We start from the raw sequence: 19,507 nt of genomic DNA, 5'->3' as shown, positions 1-19,507 counted from the left end.
AGTATGGATTCACTGCGACTATTAATGAGCGACCATCTTGTGTTTCAAGCGAATAACGATTGACGGTATCGTCGCTGCGAGCAGGCGAGAATTGGGTGATGGTTGCATCAGGAAAAGCGGCGTTGACGCTGGCCATCTGCTGGGTGAGAGAGGTGGTGTGATGTTCCGGTACAACGGCTAATATTGACTCGTACCTCGCGAATTCGATCTCCTCATCAAACAGCATAATGAGACCGGTGAGCGAGAGTATGATCAAAAATGGGATGACAAAAAGCCCGGCATAAAAATGCCAACGCCAAGTCATAAAGTAGCGTGATTTAATGTGATGAGATTGAGCGCTCTTCGCTTCTAACGAGCTTGACGACATAGCGATTTCCTTTTGGCTGCTTTATTCACAGCGACGACATTGGTGATGGTGGCGTGTACTTGTGTTATATCGGTCTATTGTTTTTATATTGATATTGTTGGCGTATTTAGCACGCGACACACATTGGCGTATGAGCGATAGGATCCGGTAAGACGTGTGCGTTGAGTGAAAATACGTTTTTGAGTAACTCAGGGGTGAAGATATCCTTCGGTGAACCTTGAGAGACGACCTCACCTCGGTGCATCACCACTAAATGGTCGCAGTAGCGGCATGCTTGATTTAGATCGTGCAGCACCACAACCACTGTTTTCCCTTGGTTGTTCATCTCTCTCATCAGCTTCATTAGCTCAATCTGATGGGATAAATCTAAGTAAGTCGTCGGCTCATCCAACATCACGACATCGGTGTCTTGGGCAAGGATCATAGCGATCCAGACACGTTGTCGTTGTCCTCCTGATAAGCTTGAAAGAGGCACAGGCGCGAGGTCTGAAATGCCGGTCTGCTCCATTGCGCGCTGAACCAGCGCTTTATCATGGGCATTGAGTCTGCCCCAATGTGAAAGGTAGGGGGAACGGCCATATTCAACCAGTCGTTGAACGCTTATCCCTTCGGGACTTTGGAGAGTTTGCGGCAGTAGTGAGAGCCGCTGGGACAGGGACTTTTCCCCAAACGATGATAAAGCGGTTCCGTCTAGTAATACCTCACCGTGCATGGGTTTGTGTATCCTAGCTAGTGCTTTTAACAGCGTGGATTTTCCACAACCGTTTGGACCAATTAGGGCAGTGATGCGTCCTTTGGGGATCGAAAGGTTCAGATTGTTGATTATCGTGGTGTCGCCGTATCCGACGCTCAGGTTGTGTACTGTAATCATTACCAGCCCTTATAACGTTGCAACAAATAAATGAAATAAGGCGCACCAATCAAAGAGGTTAAGACACCTGCGGGTAGCTCTATTGGTGGCTGCAGACCGCGGGCCAGTGTGTCAGAGGCAAGAACAAGTGAGCCGCCAATGAGCGCTGCGCCGGGAATCAAGGCTTTATGCTGATGACCAAACAGCATTTTCGCAAGGTGGGGTGACAACAAGCCGACAAAACTGATGGTACCGCAGATGGATACGCTAAGACTTGCCAAAACGACAGCGCAGAGCAGTGCTCTCCACTGCAGTTTGGTGGGGGTGACACCGAGAGAGGTGGCACTGTCGTCGCCTAAACCGAGAATATCGAGTCGCCAAGCGAGCCAGAATGCATAGGGGACCAACACCACTAATGTGAACCAAATAGTGGGAACGTGTGTCCAGTTCCGACCCCACAAGCTGCCGGTAAGCCAAACCATAGCAGTATTTATTTCCATTGGATGTACCACCATCAAAAAGTCGATCAAGCTGGCAAGGAAAGCGCTGATCGACACGCCAATAAGGGCTAATTTTGTTGGTGTGGGTTGAGTGGTTGTATTGATGATGTAGATGATTGCCGCAGCGCTCATGCCACCAAACAGTGCAGACAAAGATAACAAGTGATTAGGTGCCTGTGGAAAAAACACCATCAATGCGGTCGCTGCGAGCCCCGCTCCCGCACTGATGCCCATGAGGTCAGGAGAAGCTAATGGATTACGAATGATCCCTTGAACCAAGACACCCGACAACCCCAAGCCCGCGCCGACACCGATCGCTAAAATGACACGGGGCAATCGATATTGGTTAACGACAAAGTCGTACTCTCCCCCGTAGATCAGAGTGTGCGCCACTTGAACAGCGGATAAATGCGTTGCGCCGGCAATTAGGCTGACAGCGATCAAGCTAATCAAGATGGCAGAGAGAGAAAAAAATACAAGTCTGTTCATGAATCTGAGTGACGAATAGCGAGGTAGATAAAGCAGGGTGTACCAATCAGTGCTGTGATAGCGCCAACGGGCGTTTCTGCGGGAAAAGCGATAGAGCGTGACAAAGCATCTGCCCACGTGACTAGCGCTGCGCCGAGCAGTGCGCAAGCGGGCACTAACACGACGTAGTTACTGCCGACTAAGCGTTTTGCCATGTGTGGAATCAGCAAGCCAACAAATCCAATCGGCCCTGCGACGGCAACACTTGATGCGGTGAGCAATAGGATAGCGATACTCGTGATGGCTTGGGTTCTAGGGATGTGGATACCGAGGCTGATCGCTGACTCGTTACCTAGGGCAATAAGGTTTAAGTGACGACTCACCGTTACGGCCATCGTTAGCCCAACTAAGCTGATTGGCCATAGAGTATGCCATTCCTTCCAACCCAAAGAGGAGATGGAACCCGCAAGCCAAGTGATGATCGTATAAGCGTTATCGTCGACAAGTATCACAGAAGCACGCGTGAGACCTATCAGCAAGGCATTAAGCGCAATACCTGCAAGCACCAATTTTAGGGGACTGGAGCGAGAGCTAAACACGCCACCTAACAACATGGCGGTTGCACCGCTTAGCATACCGCCGATACCTGCTAGCAGAATACTGGGAAATTCAGACAGTATAGGTAGGTTGAGAGCACCAAGTGCCATGACGCAAGCCGCACCAGAGTTAATCCCTAGTACAGAAGGAGAGGCGAGTCGATTTCGCGTTATTCCTTGCATCAGCAGTCCAGCAACAGCGAGGTTTGCGCCGATCACCATGCCAGATAAGACGCGAGGGATGCGTATTGTTCGAATGATTTGTTGCTCAATACTCGGTGATGGGCTGGTGCTCATGGAATACCAAAGGTCAATCACGCTGAGAGGGAAACTAGACCACGCGATGACAGAGTAGCTCACTCCACTCAACAAGGTGAGCGAAAAACACAGCCAAACCATCTGCTTAGAAGTCAACATGGGGAGTGACTCCATTCTATTGACGATTGTACGAAGCGCGGAAGTGTAACCGTTATGATAATTACAATCAATTTCATCATTAGATAAATAAAAAATAGTTATAAAAGCTGTATTTTGAGTTGCAATGCTAATGATAATAATTACCATGCGCATATCTTGCCGGCTGACGAGCCAGTCGAGCACGATCACGACAACAAAAAGCGCATAAGCGCGTACATGTAAGGTTTTTATCTCATCTATGAAATTTGCTGCAAATACTATCACTCAATGCTTGGCCCTCTCGCTAGGCGTTACCTCGGTTGCGATGGCACAAGACCGCTCTAGCGACGAGACAGCTGAACTCGACACTGTGGTCATCGTCGGTCAACAAAATTCGTATCTCGACCCTAGCGTCAATACCGCGACCAAAACCGATGTGGATCCGTTGGAAACGCCGCATACGGTTAACATCATCAACCAACAATTTCTTCAAGATATCCGCGCCAATACGCTGGATGATGCCTATGGCTATACCACAGGGTTAAGCCGCTCTGGGGTAGACGCAGATAGCTTTACACTCCGAGGTATGCCCGCAGATTTAAATACCATTCAAGTGAATGGCCTGCCTGGATTAGCGTCTCGTTTCGGCTCTCCTACAACGGCGAACGTTGAGCGTGTTGAAATCCTCAAAGGCCCCGCTTCGATACTTTATGGGCAAATACAGCCGGGTGGGCTGGTCAACATCATTACTAAGAAACCGCAAGAGGTTGCTTCCGTTACGTACGACGTATCTGCAAGTAGTTACCTCACAGAGGTCAGTGGCGTTGGCGAGAATAATGGATTTACCGGTACGCTCGATTCGACAGGGCCACTTAACAGCAGCAAAACATGGTTGTATCGAATGATTGTGAGTGGTGAGCAGTCCGACTCGTATCGTCAAGACGTCGATCAGACAAACTATTATCTGTTCCCCAGTTTAACCTATCAACCGTCAACGGCCACAGCGCTCACCTTTGGCTTAGAGCTTCAGTCTGAGCAGCGTGTGGCAGACAACGGACTGGCTGTCCTCAATAACGACATCAAACAGATTGCTTCGCTGGATACCCATTATCAATCAGCGGATGACACAGACGAAGATAAGGGACTTGTGGCGTTCGCCACTTTTAATACCGCATTGACTCGCGCCTTTGATCTTACCCTTGACTGGCGCAGTGTGTGGCATGAAGACTCACGTCATCTCTACGAGACACGTGATGTAAAAGACACGTCACAGTCGGTTACCGTGAGAGATAGAGATCAAGTCAATAAGCGTGAATATCATTTTATTGATGCGAGGAGCACAGGCAGTATTTGGCTTGGCGATATTGAGCATCAACTGCTGATTGGTACCAATATCGGCTTAGAAAAGCGCGATTTTTTGCGTGAAACCTACGCGACGAGCAGTGTAGACTTTTTCGATCCCATCGATATCACAGAGCGTGATGAGAGTGCGTATAACGTGGATCATCGCATTACCGACTACACCAACTACGGTGCTTATCTTCAAGATACTGTCTACCTTACTCCCGACTGGACGCTGATGGCGGGCGTGCGCTACATGCGCCAAGACGTAGACTTCGATTACATCAGTAAGTCAACTCAAGATACTCAATCCACGGATGCATGGGTGTCGCAAGCTGGCGTTGTTTATAAGCTAGCAGCTCGATCATCGCTCTACGCGAGTTATGGAGAGAGCTTTAATCCCAATAGTGTAGAAAAGAAAAGCGCCAGTGATGAGGCGTTTGATCCTGAAGAGGGACGTCAATACGAAATTGGTCTAAAAACCGACTTGATGGGATTAGGCAGCCAATGGACGCTGGCCTATTTTGACATTGAAAAATCGAACGTGGTTGAGAAAAACGACAACGGCGATTATGAATTGCTTGGTGAAGTACGTAGTACAGGGATTGAAACGGAACTGCTAATGCAGCCCGTGGACAACTGGCAAGTCAAGCTTGGTTATGCCTATGTTGATTCAAGAATTGCAGCGAATGCTGATGAGACGATAGAAGGAAGTCGCACCCCGATGTCGGCCTACCACGACGCCTATGTTTGGACTAAATATAACTTCCCTTATCAGATTGCGGGCGGTGTCGTGGGAACCACACTCGGTGCGAATTATGAAGGTGCGCGATACACTAGCGAAGATCCGAGCTCGAGAGTGGCGTTGCCTGCTTATGTTACCGTGGATCTCGGTGTTCAATATGAGATGACGGATTACCGAGTATCGCTCAATCTCGCCAACGTATTTGATGAAACGTACTACGTTGGAGGCACGGACAGCCATCGTATTTACGCAGGTGATCCTCGCGAAGTGACACTGAGCTTAACGGGTCAATTTTGATGCGATTGGCCAATATAATGGGTGTGCTGCTTGTACTGTGTGTGAGCACATTACAAGCAAATATCAGAGGCACCAATGAAGCGGCGTACCCGCAGCGGATTGTTGCATTGGAGTATTCTTTTGTGGATGCACTGGCGGTGGTGGGAATATCCCCCGTTGGGATTGCCGATGATCATGATCCAGAGCGAATTATTCCTCAAGTGAGAGAACGTATTCAGCCTTGGACATCGGTTGGAATACGGTCTCAACCCAATCTAGAGGTGATTGCCCAATTGAAACCGGATTTGATCATCGCGGATGCGTACCGTCACCGAGTCAGTTTAGATGATCTCAATGCCATCGCGCCGACCTTACTGTTAAAAAGTCGCGGTGAAAGTTACCAAGATAGTTTGAACTCGGCGTTGACCATTGGGCAGGCTGTTGGTAAAGCATCGGAGATGCAAGCAAGGCTCGCTCAACATCGCGCGTTCATTGAGGCCCATCGAGGGCGTTTTCAAGGGCAAGGTAACGTACAGTTCGCTAACGTGAATGATCGAGGGATGTGGTTACATGGCCCTCAGTCCTACACCGGTAGCTTGTTGTCTGAGCTCGGGTTACAACCCGCAATGCCTGAACTGACCGAGAGCCATCTCGTCGAGGCAAATTTTGAGCTGTTGTTGAAAGTCAATCCAGATTGGTTGTTTTTCAGTAAACGCTCGACAACAACGCTACTTGACCAATGGCAAGATAATCCGCTCTTTAGGTTGTTGAATATTAGCGGTAATCAGCAGACTATCGAGGTTTCTCCGCAGGTGTGGTCGCTTAATCGAGGCATCTTAGCAGCTGAAGCTATCGTCCGTGATCTTGAGAAGGCGATGGCAAAATCACTACAGGATTGAGCCTCGGTGTAGGTTGATTGAGTGTCAGCGATGTGACTCAGTGTCTGTCAACAACAGCCTTCACTATTGGCGAGCACTACGGCATCAGGGCGTCGCGGTTGAGATGCACCTTTTTGAGCGCGGAGGGCATGGTTTTGGACTGCATGGAGAAAAAGAGCAATCGGTCTCTTGCTAGCCAACGTTGCTGCACAACTACAACTGGTTGTTACAGCACGGCAAGTAAGTCTTCGCCGCTCATCACCAGTGTAGGTTAAGGTTCCTTGTCTTGATGTTTGACTCATTGGCTGAAACAATGGTTTGCATAACAAACAGCGCATGCGTCTACAAAGCCGCTTTGCGCGCGTCAAGGAGTGAATAGTGAAGTATGACGTTGCTATCGTCGGGGCAGGTTCTATGGGCATGGCCGCTGGTTATTTTCTGGCGAAAAAAGGACAGAAAGTCATTTTGTTGGATGCCGGGGATCCTCCCCACCACAATGCCAGCCATCATGGTGAAACCCGAATTATTCGCCACGCGTATGGTGAAGGAGAGGCTTATGTGCCTCTCGCGCTTAGAGCGCAAGACTTGTGGCAGGAGTTGGAGCAAGAATCCAACCAGTCGTTATTTCTTAACACCGGCGTTCTGAATATGGGAGAGCGGGACTCTCCATTTATTCAAACCCTTATTGCCAGTGCCGTTAAGTACCAGTTACCTCTCGATATTCTTGATGCCTCGCAAGTAAGTGAACGCTTCCCCGGCATTACCTTACCAGACAACTATATCGGCTGTTTCGAATCCACATCGGGCGTATTGCGCTGTGAAGCGTGTATTCGCGCCTATCGGACCCTAGCCATTGGGCACGGTGCTGAGCTACTGACTTACCACGGCGTTGATAGTATAGACATCCATGAGTCAGGCGTAACACTCACTTCTGGAGAGACAGTGATCTCTGCTGACCGGTTGATTGTTTCAGCAGGCGCTTGGTCAGCAGAGATACTTCGTCAACTCAATTTGACCTTGCCGATGCAACCGACCAGAAAAACCTTCGCTTGGTTTGAAGCTGAGGAGACAAAGTATGGACAAGATCATTTTCCAGCGTATTCTTTTGATTCACCAGAAGGCATCTATTACGGTTTCCCGAGTATTGACCAAGCGGGCCTCAAAGTTGGACGTCATGATGGTGGGCAAGCGCAAGATCCTAACTTGGACATAGAGCCTTATGACAGTGTGCATGATAGCCATGATTTGGAGCGTTTCTTAGCCGCAGTGATGCCAGATGTTGGCAATTTAATGTACGGAAAAACATGTATGTACAGTATGACAGAAGATGAGAATTTCATCATCGACAGGCACCCTCAGCATTCTCATGTACTGATTGCGGCGGGCTTTTCTGGTCACGGGTTCAAATTTGCGAGCGTGATAGGGGAGATGTTAAGTGAGCTTGCCTCCAATGGGCAGACGCAATACGACATTTCAATGTTTTCACTTGAACGATTCTCAGTGTAAAACTACAGAAAACATTTTTCTGCTATTGCGTGGTGAATAGCGCTCTACGATTTTAATGACTATCGTTGAGCGCTATTAGGTTAAAGGAGCATGCCGCCTGAAGCTTCAATGCGTTGGCCGGTTATCCAACCAAAGTCATCGCTGAATAGTGCCGCTATCGCTTTGCCAATATCCTCGGGTTCACCCACTCGTTGAAACGCGGTGATGTTGGCAATCATCGAACGTGCTTCGCTACTGTCACGGTTGGAACCATCTCTGAAATCCGTCGCTATGGCGCCGGGGGCGAGTGTGTTAACTCTCACTCTCTTAGATGCGAACTCTTTGGCCATGTATCGGGTCATTACTTCCACTGCACCTTTTGCCATCGCATACGCCGCGTATCCCGGGAACGAGAAACGAGTTAACCCTGTTGAAATGTTAACAATGTGTCCGTCAGCTGAAATGAGCGGGAAAAGTGCTTGTGTCAAGAAGAATGGCCCTTTGACATGAATGGCGAACATATCATCGAACTCCTCCTCACTGGTTGACTCTATGGCGCTATTTAATCCCGTTCCAGCATTGTTGAGAAGGTAGTCGAACGAATCGCGATGAAATTCAGTATCGAGTGTTTGGCGAATTTCATCGATCAGTAAAGCCGTACAAGCAATATTACGCACATCATGTTGCAGAGCGATTGCTTTTTGCCCTAATGCAGAGACTTCCTCAATTAGGCTCTTCGCTGCATCTGCCTGACTTTGGTAGGTGAATATAATGTCGATATTGTGTTGTGCTAGATGTAATGCGGCACTGCGACCTATGCCGCGACTCGCTCCGGTGATAATAGCAATCTTGTTCATGGTTATCCCTTTCTTCTGTTAACAGTAACAATATCAACGAGAATAGTTGCTTTAATTGTTGTGAAAAATATCGATAATTAGAACTAACTGTTCAAATAAAAGGAACAAACTGGGTGTGGATACAATAGAGTCAATGCGCCGTTTTACCTCAGTGGCAAGGTTAGGTAGCTTTACTAAAGCAGCAGAAGAGCTTAATGTGCCTAAGTCTGCTATTTCTAAATCCATCAGTCGTCTAGAGGAGCATTTGAAGACTCGCCTGTTTCTACGCAGTACAAGACGAATCAGCCTCACCGAGTCTGGAGAGAGATATCTTTCAGAATGTCTCCGTTTACTCACTGAATTAGATGCGTTAGAGAGTGAGTTTCAATCGCAAAGTGAAGGGCTAAATGGGGTGATCCGGGTCGATATGCCAAGTCGTTTTTTTACTTCGTTTGTTGCGCCACAGCTATCACAATGGTTCTCTATGCACCCAAACACGAAAATTGATGTTTTAGGCGCAGACAGGCGAATAAACCCGATAGAAGAGCAGGTAGATTGCGTTGTTCGAGGAGGGATTCTTAACGATAGCAGTCTAATTGCTCGCCGATTAGGCGAAATGGCCATGATAAATTGTGTTAGCCCCAGCTATGTCCAGCGCTATGGATTGCCAGAACATGTGTCAACCTTATCCGAACATTTTGTTGTGGGTTATTGCCCTGATGGACGGCGCATTTCGAGCGAGTTTGAATATATTGCTGGAGATGGTGAGCGACGTCTATTCGTAAACCATCGGGTATCAGTCGCCACCACGGAAGCTTATCTTACAGCGGGACTGAATGGTTTGGGCATCATTCAATTGCCTAGGTATGGCGTAGAACCCTACATAGAAAGTGGCGAACTGCTGGAAGTGCTCAAGCCTTGGACCTGTCAAGCTATGCCTATCTCAATCATGTATGAGTCTCGTCGTCAGCAACCTAAGAGGGTTCGAACCTTTATCGAATGGCTAGCGACGCTGTTTGAAGAATTGACAGGAACTCAAAATCAATCTTAGACCAATGAGTTCCTGTCATGTGATAACGCATAAATACCAAATATGACCCTGTTAAGGGATCAACACAAACTTACCAAAATGTCGTTTGCGTAAGAACTCCGTCTGTGCGTTGGCAATTTCTTTAAGCGGAAACGTCTTCGCGACTAAAGGTTGAATTTCATTTCGCTCAATGTAACCAATTAAGTTTGCGAAGACAGGTTCATCCCATGCTGTCGTGCCTATTAGTGTGATGTCCTTGAGGTAGAGCTTACGCAAATCAATGTTGACGATAGGTCCTGCAATTGCGCCTGAGGTAGCGATTCTGCCGCCACGTTTGAGCAGCGCTAAATGTTGACCAAATTTGTCGCCGGCGACGTTATCAATCACAACATCAACGCTGTTTTCACCAAGAATGCTTGGTAAGTCTGCGTTTCGGTCGTAGACCTGAGAAACCTTCAGTGCCCGGATGGCAGAATGATTAGCTTTTGAAGCGACCGCGATGACTTTAGCACCACGACGTACTGCTAATTGAACAGCGGCTGAACCTACGCCACCAGAGGCTCCTATTACAAGCACGGTATCAGAGCGCGAAACTTGTGCACGATGCAGCATATTCTCCGCAGTACCATAGGCGCAGGGAATGCTTGCCAGTTCGACGTCACTCCAACTGGATTGAACGGTAAAGACTTCAGTGGCGGGTACTTTGACGTACTGAGCGAAAGCACCATCAAAATCCGAGGCCATCCAGATGTTGTCTAGGCTGTCAAAACCGTGTTTTCGGATGCAGGGACGAACCAAAACGCGTTGGTTGAGCAGTGATTGATTCGTTACATCGAAGGCGTCGACTACAATCCCACATGCATCCGTCCCTTGGATTAATGGAAAAGGTGTGGCGTCGCTCCAACCTCCATCAGACAGTGAGCTAAACTGCTTCTGGTTCGCCATGTCGTCCGTTGAGCCAGTCACGTCTTGTGAATACCAACCCATACGTGTGTTGATTTCTGTGTTGTTTACGCCGGCGGCAAGCACTTTGACCAGTACCTCGCCGGGTTGAAGTGTCGGCATCGGTACATCTTTGTACTCCAATTTGTCCAAACCACCTTGAGCGGTAGTGACGATGGCTTTCATGGTTTTCTCTGGCTCCATAGGTCGCTCCCCTGTTTTTTCTTGCAATGCGATCGATACTTGATATTGTGTGTATAGTGATCACTATACTTTCATCTTGGAGTGTCAATGTCAAAAAGAGACGATGTGCTGAACGCTGCTGAGCAATTGTTTTATCACGAGGGCTTTCATCGAACTGGCGTTGCCAAGATTGCCCAATGCGCGAATACTACCCAGCGTACGTTATATAAGCATTTCCCGAGCAAAGAGGCGTTGATCCTCGCGATTATGAAGGAAAGGGAAGCGCGCTATTGGGCCTGCCTACAAGAAGTGGAGCTGCAAGCAGAGTATTCCTTTAAGGCCTTAGTCCCTTTTCTTGCGTTACGCCATTGGCACAAGCAGCAAGATCACGGTGGTTGTTTTTACCTACATGCTCTGGCTGAGTATCAAGGGAAACATGATGACATCGTAGATTATGTCCGCGATTATAAGCGCCGCCTTAGCGAGGATTTTGACACTAGACTCCAGCAAGATGGCGTATCACGACCTCACCTTTCGGCCTTATTGATGCTCATTTATGAAGGGATCACCGCTTCTTCTGCGTTGGAGTTGCCATCTCACACCTGGGATCAAACCGTCGACCATGTCTTGCAACTCTTGAACGATGCCCGCTAATGGATGCAGTAGGAACATTGAACACTATTTTGATTAACGGTGACTTCTAACAGCTCTGTTTGCAGATTTAAGATGAATTTTTCCAAAGAGCGCTCGCGGCCTGCGTTTATCTATTCATCTTGATATTTTTCAAGCTTGTTGTAGAGCGTTTTGACACTGATACCGAGTTTGTTTGCCGACTCAGTTTTATTGCCCTCAGTTTCTTCAAGCGTATTCAAGATAGCGGCTTTCTCTAGCGTTTCCAGTGCAACGCCTGCGGGGACGAGGTTTTCGATGGGGGACCCTGTTTCTAGTGGAGGCGCATCAAACACTAGGTGCTCTTCACCAATGACGTCATCGGCCAGTATGAAAGCGCGCTCTATGGTATGTTTTAGCTCTCTCACATTACCAGGCCACTGGCTAGCGGCGATTTTATCAAGCGCACTGTCAAGAATGGTTTTTACTTGGTTTTCATTTGCATTGCGGTGAGCAATGAAATGCTTCGCTAGGCCGACAATATCATTCCCACGTTCTCTAAGTGGTGGGACGTAAATGGGGAAATGAGAAAGCCTAAAATAGAGATCTTCGCGAAAGAGTTGCTGCTCGATGGCTTCTTTAGGATCACGGTTTGTGGCGGCAATGACACGCACATTCGCGATGTGAACTTTGCTGTCTCCAACGGGACGATACTCTCCTGTTTCAAGGACGCGCAATAACTTAACCTGATGCTCAATCGGCATTTCAGTCACTTCATCAAGAAACAAAGTACCGCCTTGTGCTTGCTTAAATACACCATCATGCGGTTTATTTGCGCCAGTAAACGCCCCTTTTACATGCCCAAATAACTCACTGTCGACGAGTTCTGGGCTAATTGCTCCGCAGTTAATGGCAATATACGGTTGCTGCTTCCTCTTGCTCGCAAGGTGAATAGTTTGAGCGACCAGCTCCTTACCAGAGCCGCTTTCGCCAACGATAAGGACATTCGCTTCGGTTCGAGCGACGCGACGCAGTGTCCTGTACAGTTCGTGCATTTGCGAAGAGGAGCCGAGCAACAGACCAAACTGGTCTAAGTCGCTGGTGGTAATGGCTTCGCCCTTGGTTTGACTTTGCTGATAGAACTGGCTGATTTCACGCAAAGTTTCATTTAGGACGGACACATTAACCGGTTTTCTATAATGGAAAACGGCGCCTAGATGAGGGAGGGCATCGATGTTGTCATGCGGATCGCCTGAGCTAATCAAAATGATCTCCATCGAGTCGAACAGATCTCGAGTACGAAGACGTTGGTAGTCGTCGTGGTTAAGCTGCGTGACTTCAATCAATGCAACATCGGGCTGTTTATCTTCGAGTAGTGTAATCCAATCGTCTGTGTGAGAGCAGAGGGTGACATTAAAATTCGACAGCTCAGTACTGGAATGAATCATGTCGCTTAATTGGGGATCAGACAACTGGATAAGCAGAGTGGGAAGCGACATAAACGTTGTCCTTTTTACTTTGATAGAGTCAATGTACGCGCATTATTGTATAGGTACAAGGAATGCGAATGTCATCATTCATTCAAATACACGAAAATAACCGAACCAGAAACAATATGAGTTGAGTTCAACGACTTGTGCAGTAAACGATCGCTGGTGAAAGTGAACACTAAAATATTACATGTGCGGTGTGTAAATAATTCAAAACCTTTCGACTTATGAAAGATGGTATTGCTAGGAAAATAATCTAAATCGTTAATATTCAGATGGTTACGTTTTTGGCGTGAGGTTTGCAACGTGACAGTGGCAAAAGTGAACACTCATTAGCAACGTCAATTATGGAGAGTAACAATGAATAAATTAGCCACAGCGATCGCTTTAACGACATTGATTTCCGTTCCAACAGCCGTATATGCGGAAAATAATTGGCAAGAAGAGGCAAAAGATGCTTGGTTGGATGGGAAGGCAGAAACAACACTACTTCTAAATAGCAACCTCAATTCATTTGATATCAACACGGATGTTAATGAAGGTGTGGTGACGCTCACAGGTTCTGTTAACAACGATTTGGAAAGGGCCCTCGCACAGGAGCTTGTTTCTGGTCTAGATGGTGTCAAATCGGTAGAAAATAAGCTCACGGTTTCTGAGACGCCTGCCGACGCTACTTCAGAGACACTCGAAGCGATGACAGACACAAAAATCACCGCAATTGTCAAAACCCGCTTACTGTTGGATACCAACGTCAGTGGCAGTGCTATAGAAGTTACCACGCAAGAGCAAGCAGTGACGCTCGCCGGACAAGTGAGTTCTGACGCCGAACACGATCTGGCTATCTTGATTGCCAGCAACACCAATGATGTGACACGCGTTATCGACAAGCTAGAAATTGTTCAATAGAAACGTCATCGCATTCAAATCCCGTACGTTAATGCAATACGTTCCAATAAGGAGTTTGTGATGATTCGTTGGATATTTATTTTCCTGCTGTTGGCGTTGGTTTCTGCACTCTTAGGGTTTACAGGCATTGCAGGTGCTGCAGCCACTATCGCACAACTTATCTTCTATTTGTTTGTTTTGTCTCTGATTGTTTCTTTGGTGATGTACTTTACAAGTAGACGTTAATAAAAATTGATAACTGACATAGGAAGGCGAAATATGAAAAACAATCACTCTATTATGAAATGGGTAATCCCACTGGGATTAATGTTTACCTTAGCGGCTTGCAGTGAAGAAGGTCCGATGGAAAAAGCCGGTGAAAAAATGGATGAGGCCGTACAAGACACTCAAAATGCCATTGAAGACAGCTGTGAGAATATTAAAGAAGATCTGAAGGCTGAAGATGAAGATTGTTAATCTTTTTCTTAATTTTTAGTAAGCAAAAAGGGAGGGTTAACCTCCCTTTTTTAGTCTAGAATAAATTTATTTCCCTAGAGGGAACGCCCTTACCTATCTTATTATCTTCATCACATGGGATCTGAACTTAATTAGAGTTGGAGCTGCTTTTCTATTTCATCATTTTCCATCTGCATCGCCGCGACCCAATACGAAATTTGCAGGGTCAATGAACGATCCGTTATCTCTCGCAAATGAGTGCGAAGAGTTGTGATCAGTTGGGTATTCGCATGATACATGTGCTGATAGTCATCAAACGATTGGTCATCTTTTGAGTGAGAACGTTGTGCGTGAGCAAGGCGTGACAATACCTGCTGAGACTTCTGTTTGAAAAGCAGCTTGGCGACTCGATTCATTAGCGCTTGCTCTACAACGACAAAGCGATGAGCACTTCTCGTTAATGTATTGTTGGGCCGTTTTTTAAGCAGAGTTAGACTACGGGCATGATGATCGATAATAGAGGTCAGCATATTCTCTAGCGTATGGGTAGTTAACTTCATTGATACCTCTCATGATTCATCAATATTAATTCTCACATTTCAATTTTTAAAAATCATCTGTTTTATTGGTGCAGGTAATATGCCAGTACGAGTTGTTTGTTTAGTGTTGTTCTTTATGGTGATATTTTTATTTGTTCTCTATATGCCATGAAAAATTTACCGACTTTTTGGCTTAACAAAGAAAAAATTACATTAACATTCAACCATGAGAGCATTTAAAGTCATTATTTGATGAGGTGTGGAAATAAATTTATGGGTGGCACGGTTCTCGCTTGTTCTACTTTGAACTCATTACTCATTGTTAGGAGATTTCCATGGCTACAGCAAAACAAACAACAGCGAAAGAAACAGCAGAGAAATCGAAAGAGCAGTTGGAAGAGGCGTACGAACTCGCAGAAAAAGCGGCGTTCGAAGCCGTTAATGCGATCAAGCAAGAAGCACAACAAAAGTGGGGTGAAAGCAGTCACCAAGCAGAGCAGGTCGCTCATTCAGCGGGCGATGTCATTAAGCAGAGGCCACTGTTGAGTATCGGCTGTGCGTTTTTAGCTGGTTGGGCAGTATCTAAATTGATCAAATAGCACTGAGACAAATACTGAACGATTGATGCGCGCAACAGGCACGTTGCGCGTTTGAATCCACCTGTTTAAACAGCATAACCAGTGAGTAACCGAATGACAAAAGACGAACAACACAGTGACAGTGTAGGTATCGACTCAGAGATGGAGAAAGCGCAGTTGAGCGAGCCTCATCGATCACAGCCTCAGGAGATCTGGGACGACTTGGCTGGCATCGCAGCAGAATCAGAACGCTTGAGCGTCCTCATTCGCTCTTGGCTGCTGTCGAGCGCGAAGCTATTTCGGCTAGAAAGTCAATTGAGTGCAAGAGCGTTGGGATCAGCGCTGCTATGCTCGATCCTATTTGTGCTGTTGTTGGTGCTTTTTATTTTTAGTCTTTCGGTTTCACTCGGCATCATCATTTATTGGTGGACATCCCAACTCCCGCTTGCGGTTTTGACTGCGCTATGTTCACTTGGTTTGAGCCTTATCTTGCTGATATGGCGACAAAATCAGTTACTGAGGCTTGTGGGCTATACACACACTAAACAGCAAATTAAGGAGGGTTGGGATGCGCTCACTCAAGCAGTTGAAAAAGGAAACCGAGCTCACTCGAATGGAGAGTAAAGTGGCACTCAATCAGTGCTTACTGCATTACCGATTATGTCGGCACTTAACGGCTCGTTTCATTGATAGGCACCCTTGTTTTGCCTTTGGTGGAATGGCGCTTTACGGTGCAGCTGTGGCACATCAAGCCATTCTGAGTCCGTCACTTTCGAGGTCCTTCAGTCGACTCGTTGTCCGGTCTGTGTTACCACGCCTCGCGGGGAGTAGATAGTTCGATGAAAAGTCGTATCACCATTTCCATGAGTCTCGTCCTATCGGTACTGCTTGTCGTTGTCACGGTAGTGCCGGCTCTTTACTTTGCGAAAGCGTTTTTGATGCCGCTGGTTGTCAGTAGTTTTATTGCACTAATGTGTAGTCCTTTCATCAACTACGTTGAATCCAAGGGGATGCCTCGAACCTTAGTCGTTGTTCTCGTGCTGTCTTGCTTAGTGGGCGTGTCGTTGGTAGGTTTTTCGGCTATGTCAGAGCCCGTCAAGCAGTGGTGGTCACAACTGCCTGATATCGTAAAAAGTGTCACTCAGGAAGTGAGCGAAGTGGCCAAGACCACAGAACAGCAAACCGGAGAGTCGCTATCGATAGCCGGTGATATGGATGACATGGGTGACAGTACGCTCTTTTCGTTGCTGAAAAGCTTAGCAACGGCAACGCCCGCCATCGTTATTAACGCGATGATGGTGCTGTTTATGGTGTATTTTATGCTTAATCACGGACGTGGTTTATACAGGCAGATGGTACATTGTCTGGATAGCTTTTCGCAGCAAAAACAAGTCGTGGGGTTAGTTAAAGCGTTGCAAAGCGATCTCTCGCGTTATGTCAGTACCATCACTTTGGTCAACGTAGGGTTGGGTGTCGCGGTGGGCTTAGTGTTCTGGATATTAGGGATGACTGACCCCTTTCTTTGGGGGGCATTGGCAGGCATGCTGAATTTTGCCCCTTATGTCGGACCGCTCATTTCAGCCTTAAGTTTTACTCTTGTGGGCTACTTGCAGTTTGATTCCTTGAGCTTAGTGTTGGCGGCGACCTCGCTTTATTTAGTGTTGAACTTAGTTGAGAGCCAATTCGTCACGCCGACGCTGCTCGGCCGACGATTCAATTTGAATCCACTGGTTATCTTCGTATGGTTATCCTTCTGGGGATGGCTCTGGGGGGGGATCGGATTTTTGGTTGCAGTCCCTTTGCTCGTCAGTGTCAACTTGTTGAGAGAGCGTGTCCAATTGGTCGACTGGCCAACACTGAGCCGAGGAGGTGAGCATGAATGAATATGTGGATGAGCTCGATTTGGGTCTGGGAAAGCGTCACCTTGTTGTTCAAAGGCGTTATGACGCCCTCGGGGCAGTCAACGATTTACTCATAGCGATTTGGTTTTTGGTCGGTAGTATTTTTTTCTTAAACGATGCACTTATGTTGGGTGGTACTTGGTTATTTATTGTCGGTAGTGCCCAGTTGCTTATTAAACCGGCTATCAAGCTAACTAACCTTGTGCATGTCAGTCACATCCAGCGCGAATGATGCCTACAAACATTGCTCCGTTCACAGTCATCTTTTTATCCATGAAGTCCGTATATATGAAAAATTGTCGTCGATTCGTTAATCGGTCACATTTCTCATTTATTTATGGTAAGTGTTTGACGATATTAGGCAACCTAACGTATTGACAACTATAATAAGTCTGTTGTGGTCAAGGATGGCACGCAGCGAAAAATGACGTCGAGAGACTGGTTGAACCGTTGATGGAGTACGGAATGAAAGAAAAAGAGATCGAATTGCTGCTAAGCAAAATGAGCCATATTTTCGATATGAGTCGAGATGGTTCATGGTTTATGGGTAGGGATAGAGTGATTCGACACTACAACCAGCACTTTTATAGTCAGTTTGATCTGCCCTCCGATGAGATTACTTTGGAACAGTGGTTGTCATTGGTTCATCCTATCGACAAAGCACTGTTGAGTGAACGTGTGGACGAGCATGAGCAAGGCGACTCTCGCGAAATGGTCACCGAGTATCGCGTGAAAACAAAGAGCAATGGGTACATTTGGCTTGAGGCAACGGGCGTCATTGTTGCCGATGAGGGAGGCAGTTATATGGTCGGCTCTCACCGTGATATCAGTGAACAAAAGTTGCTAAGAGAGTATTTCTATCGTGTCGCCTATCACGATGGGGACACAGGGTTGTACAACAGACTCAAATGGATCGAGGATATCGAACATAATGAGGATGGTGCTGTGCTTATCACTGTGTCTGTGGATAATTTCAAAGATTACGATCGACTTTGGGGTGGCAGCTTCGCGAAAGAAGTCGTTGCGCGGTTAGTCAAATGGGTAAATGACCAACAAAGTGACTACGAAATCTATCGAGTTTCCGAAACCCAATTTGTATTAAGAACGCTATCTGGATTATCTGTTGAGGCATTGACTCTGGCGTTGAAATCATTGCTTGAAGCGTTCAATGACGAGATCTATGTCGATGAGCATCTGCTGACCGATGATGTTGCAGTCGGCGGTTTGTATGAATGCGATTTGGATCGCGATAGCCCATTAAGTCTTCTTTATCAGATTACCGATTATGCGTCTGATAATGGCGGGATCACCGTCTATCAAGGGGATGTGAAAAATGCTATTGACCGCTGGTTTGTTATCAAAGATTCGATTCGATCGGCGATAGAAAATGAAGACATCACCATCGCTGTGCAACCGATTTTTGACAGTGTAACGAATCAAGTCATCAGTTATGAGGCACTCGCTAGGTGGACACATCAGGACTTAGGTTATGTGTCGCCGGTTGAATTTATTCCACTCGCCGAGCAGCGTGGTCTCATTTCTGCATTGGGAAAGCTAGTCTTTAGTAAAGCGTGTGAGTTTGTGCGTCGTTGCCCCATTGATAGTGATAATCGACCTAAGGTCAATATTAATGTGTCGGTGATTCAATTGAGAGATCCAGACTTCGTGACCGATATCGTGTCGATTGCAAATCAATACAAGGTGCCGACTTCGAGGATCGTATTGGAGTTGACGGAGTCTCACATTCTCGATAGTAGTACGGTGTGTCATGACCAAATCTCAAAAGCAAAACAGGCGGGATTTGAGATATCTCTGGATGATTTTGGCGCAGGTTACAGCTCAATCATAAGCTTATTTCGACAACCACTGAATCAAATTAAACTCGATAAAAGCTTAGTTGAAGATTGTCAGCACGATGCGTCCTGCCGAAACTTGGTGACTTATCTGGTTCAGCTATGCAAAGACAAAGGAATGAGCCTTGTCTCTGAGGGGATTGAAAGTGCGGATATGCAAGCTTTTATGCAAGAGTTAGGCGCTTCTCATCTGCAAGGTTTTGGATTGGGTAGGCCTGAACCGATCGAGGCATACCTGCACGAAGAGCCGATTGAAGAACTGAATCAGAGTGTCGAGTGATAGCACACCTCAGTGCAGAGGCT

At 46.8% G+C, this 19,507-nt stretch carries 21 protein-coding genes; 13 read left to right on the top strand and 8 right to left on the bottom strand.

The genetic code is table 11. From position 1 onward, the window contains the following. The 4 genes from AC6R03_RS10690 to AC6R03_RS10675 all read right to left on the bottom strand — a co-directional run. Positions 1-367, bottom strand: a 367-nt coding sequence (locus tag AC6R03_RS10690; protein WP_500653662.1) for a PepSY domain-containing protein, incomplete at its 3' end; no start/stop codon positions are given. A 106-nt stretch (positions 368-473) separates the two neighbouring features. Beyond that, positions 474-1,238: a Fe(3+) dicitrate ABC transporter ATP-binding protein FecE gene (gene fecE, locus AC6R03_RS10685; RefSeq protein WP_500630440.1), complete on the bottom strand. Its 765-nt coding sequence runs from the start codon at positions 1,236-1,238 to the stop codon at positions 474-476. Then, entirely contained in the window at positions 1,238-2,206 is a 969-nt protein-coding gene (locus tag AC6R03_RS10680) for an iron chelate uptake ABC transporter family permease subunit (RefSeq protein ID WP_500628677.1), read from the bottom strand. Before AC6R03_RS10680 ends, fecE begins: the two co-directional genes overlap by 1 nt. Next, positions 2,203-3,198: a FecCD family ABC transporter permease gene (locus AC6R03_RS10675; protein WP_500628676.1), complete on the bottom strand. Its 996-nt coding sequence runs from the start codon at positions 3,196-3,198 to the stop codon at positions 2,203-2,205. Before AC6R03_RS10675 ends, AC6R03_RS10680 begins: the two co-directional genes overlap by 4 nt. 238 nt (positions 3,199-3,436) lie before the next feature. Here AC6R03_RS10675 and AC6R03_RS10670 point away from each other — a divergent pair, with 238 nt between their 5' ends. The 3 genes from AC6R03_RS10670 to solA all read left to right on the top strand — a co-directional run bounded on the left by AC6R03_RS10670 (position 3,437) and on the right by solA (position 7,923). After that, positions 3,437-5,560, top strand: coding sequence for a TonB-dependent siderophore receptor (locus tag AC6R03_RS10670; protein WP_500630441.1), 2,124 nt, complete (start codon positions 3,437-3,439; stop codon positions 5,558-5,560). Between the two features lie 41 nt (positions 5,561-5,601). Then, positions 5,602-6,438: a Fe(3+) dicitrate ABC transporter substrate-binding protein gene (locus tag AC6R03_RS10665; protein ID WP_500630442.1), complete on the top strand. Its 837-nt coding sequence runs from the start codon at positions 5,602-5,604 to the stop codon at positions 6,436-6,438. A gap of 357 nt (positions 6,439-6,795) precedes the next feature. Further along, positions 6,796-7,923, top strand: a complete 1,128-nt coding sequence (gene solA, locus AC6R03_RS10660; protein ID WP_500630443.1) for an N-methyl-L-tryptophan oxidase — start codon at positions 6,796-6,798, stop codon at positions 7,921-7,923. A gap of 80 nt (positions 7,924-8,003) precedes the next feature. Here the strand turns inward: solA and AC6R03_RS10655 are convergent, their stop codons facing one another. Continuing rightward, on the bottom strand, positions 8,004-8,759 hold the full coding sequence (locus AC6R03_RS10655) for an SDR family NAD(P)-dependent oxidoreductase (protein ID WP_500630444.1): 756 nt from the start codon (positions 8,757-8,759) through the stop codon (positions 8,004-8,006). Positions 8,760-8,874: 115 nt separating this feature from the next. On the opposite strand from AC6R03_RS10655, the gene AC6R03_RS10650 reads away from it, so the two are divergent. After that, a complete protein-coding gene (locus tag AC6R03_RS10650) occupies positions 8,875-9,789 on the top strand; it encodes a LysR family transcriptional regulator (protein ID WP_500630445.1) in 915 nt (304 codons plus the stop codon). Between the two features lie 51 nt (positions 9,790-9,840). On the opposite strand, the gene AC6R03_RS10645 is transcribed toward AC6R03_RS10650, so the two are convergent. Then, a complete protein-coding gene (locus tag AC6R03_RS10645) occupies positions 9,841-10,914 on the bottom strand; it encodes an alcohol dehydrogenase family protein (RefSeq protein WP_500630446.1) in 1,074 nt (357 codons plus the stop codon). 87 nt (positions 10,915-11,001) lie between these two features. Between AC6R03_RS10645 and AC6R03_RS10640 the strand changes: the two genes are divergently transcribed. Further along, entirely contained in the window at positions 11,002-11,547 is a 546-nt protein-coding gene (locus AC6R03_RS10640; RefSeq protein WP_500630447.1) for a TetR/AcrR family transcriptional regulator, read from the top strand. 110 nt (positions 11,548-11,657) lie between these two features. Here the strand turns inward: AC6R03_RS10640 and AC6R03_RS10635 are convergent, their stop codons facing one another. After that, positions 11,658-13,001 carry a sigma-54 dependent transcriptional regulator gene (locus AC6R03_RS10635; RefSeq protein ID WP_500630448.1) on the bottom strand — a complete coding sequence of 448 codons (1,344 nt, stop codon included), beginning with the start codon at positions 12,999-13,001 and terminating at the stop codon, positions 11,658-11,660. A 351-nt stretch (positions 13,002-13,352) separates the two neighbouring features. Here AC6R03_RS10635 and AC6R03_RS10630 point away from each other — a divergent pair, with 351 nt between their 5' ends. Genes AC6R03_RS10630 through AC6R03_RS10620 form a run of 3 tightly spaced genes read left to right on the top strand, consistent with a single transcriptional unit; the run spans position 13,353 to position 14,354 of the window. Next, the gene (locus AC6R03_RS10630; RefSeq protein WP_500630449.1) at positions 13,353-13,898 is read left to right on the top strand and encodes a BON domain-containing protein; all 546 of its coding nucleotides are present in this window, start codon (positions 13,353-13,355) and stop codon (positions 13,896-13,898) included. Positions 13,899-13,958: 60 nt separating this feature from the next. Then, positions 13,959-14,123: a DUF1328 family protein gene (locus AC6R03_RS10625; protein ID WP_334552359.1), complete on the top strand. Its 165-nt coding sequence runs from the start codon at positions 13,959-13,961 to the stop codon at positions 14,121-14,123. Between the two features lie 33 nt (positions 14,124-14,156). Next, positions 14,157-14,354 (top strand): hypothetical protein, encoded by a 198-nt coding sequence (locus tag AC6R03_RS10620; RefSeq protein WP_500630450.1) that lies wholly within the window; start codon positions 14,157-14,159, stop codon positions 14,352-14,354. A gap of 131 nt (positions 14,355-14,485) precedes the next feature. Here the strand turns inward: AC6R03_RS10620 and AC6R03_RS10615 are convergent, their stop codons facing one another. Further along, on the bottom strand, positions 14,486-14,893 hold the full coding sequence (locus tag AC6R03_RS10615) for a hypothetical protein (RefSeq protein WP_500630451.1): 408 nt from the start codon (positions 14,891-14,893) through the stop codon (positions 14,486-14,488). A 314-nt stretch (positions 14,894-15,207) separates the two neighbouring features. On the opposite strand from AC6R03_RS10615, the gene AC6R03_RS10610 reads away from it, so the two are divergent. The 5 genes from AC6R03_RS10610 (at position 15,208) to AC6R03_RS10590 (ending at position 19,484) form a co-directional block, all read left to right on the top strand. Continuing rightward, positions 15,208-15,471 carry a hypothetical protein gene (locus AC6R03_RS10610; protein ID WP_487903790.1) on the top strand — a complete coding sequence of 88 codons (264 nt, stop codon included), beginning with the start codon at positions 15,208-15,210 and terminating at the stop codon, positions 15,469-15,471. Positions 15,472-15,564: 93 nt separating this feature from the next. Continuing rightward, entirely contained in the window at positions 15,565-16,074 is a 510-nt protein-coding gene (locus AC6R03_RS10605) for a hypothetical protein (protein ID WP_500630452.1), read from the top strand. 215 nt (positions 16,075-16,289) lie between these two features. Next, positions 16,290-17,333, top strand: coding sequence for an AI-2E family transporter (locus AC6R03_RS10600; RefSeq protein ID WP_500630453.1), 1,044 nt, complete (start codon positions 16,290-16,292; stop codon positions 17,331-17,333). Next, positions 17,326-17,583, top strand: a complete 258-nt coding sequence (locus AC6R03_RS10595) for a YrhK family protein (RefSeq protein WP_487903787.1) — start codon at positions 17,326-17,328, stop codon at positions 17,581-17,583. Before AC6R03_RS10600 ends, AC6R03_RS10595 begins: the two co-directional genes overlap by 8 nt. Before the next feature lie 233 nt (positions 17,584-17,816). Next, on the top strand, positions 17,817-19,484 hold the full coding sequence (locus tag AC6R03_RS10590; RefSeq protein ID WP_500630454.1) for an EAL domain-containing protein: 1,668 nt from the start codon (positions 17,817-17,819) through the stop codon (positions 19,482-19,484). Positions 19,485-19,507: the final 23 nt, after the last annotated feature.

The organism is Vibrio sp. R10-SG-ISO4, assembly GCF_059834135.1.
Note: the sequence above shows the minus strand (reverse complement) of the source record. Positions and strands in the feature narration are given on the sequence as shown.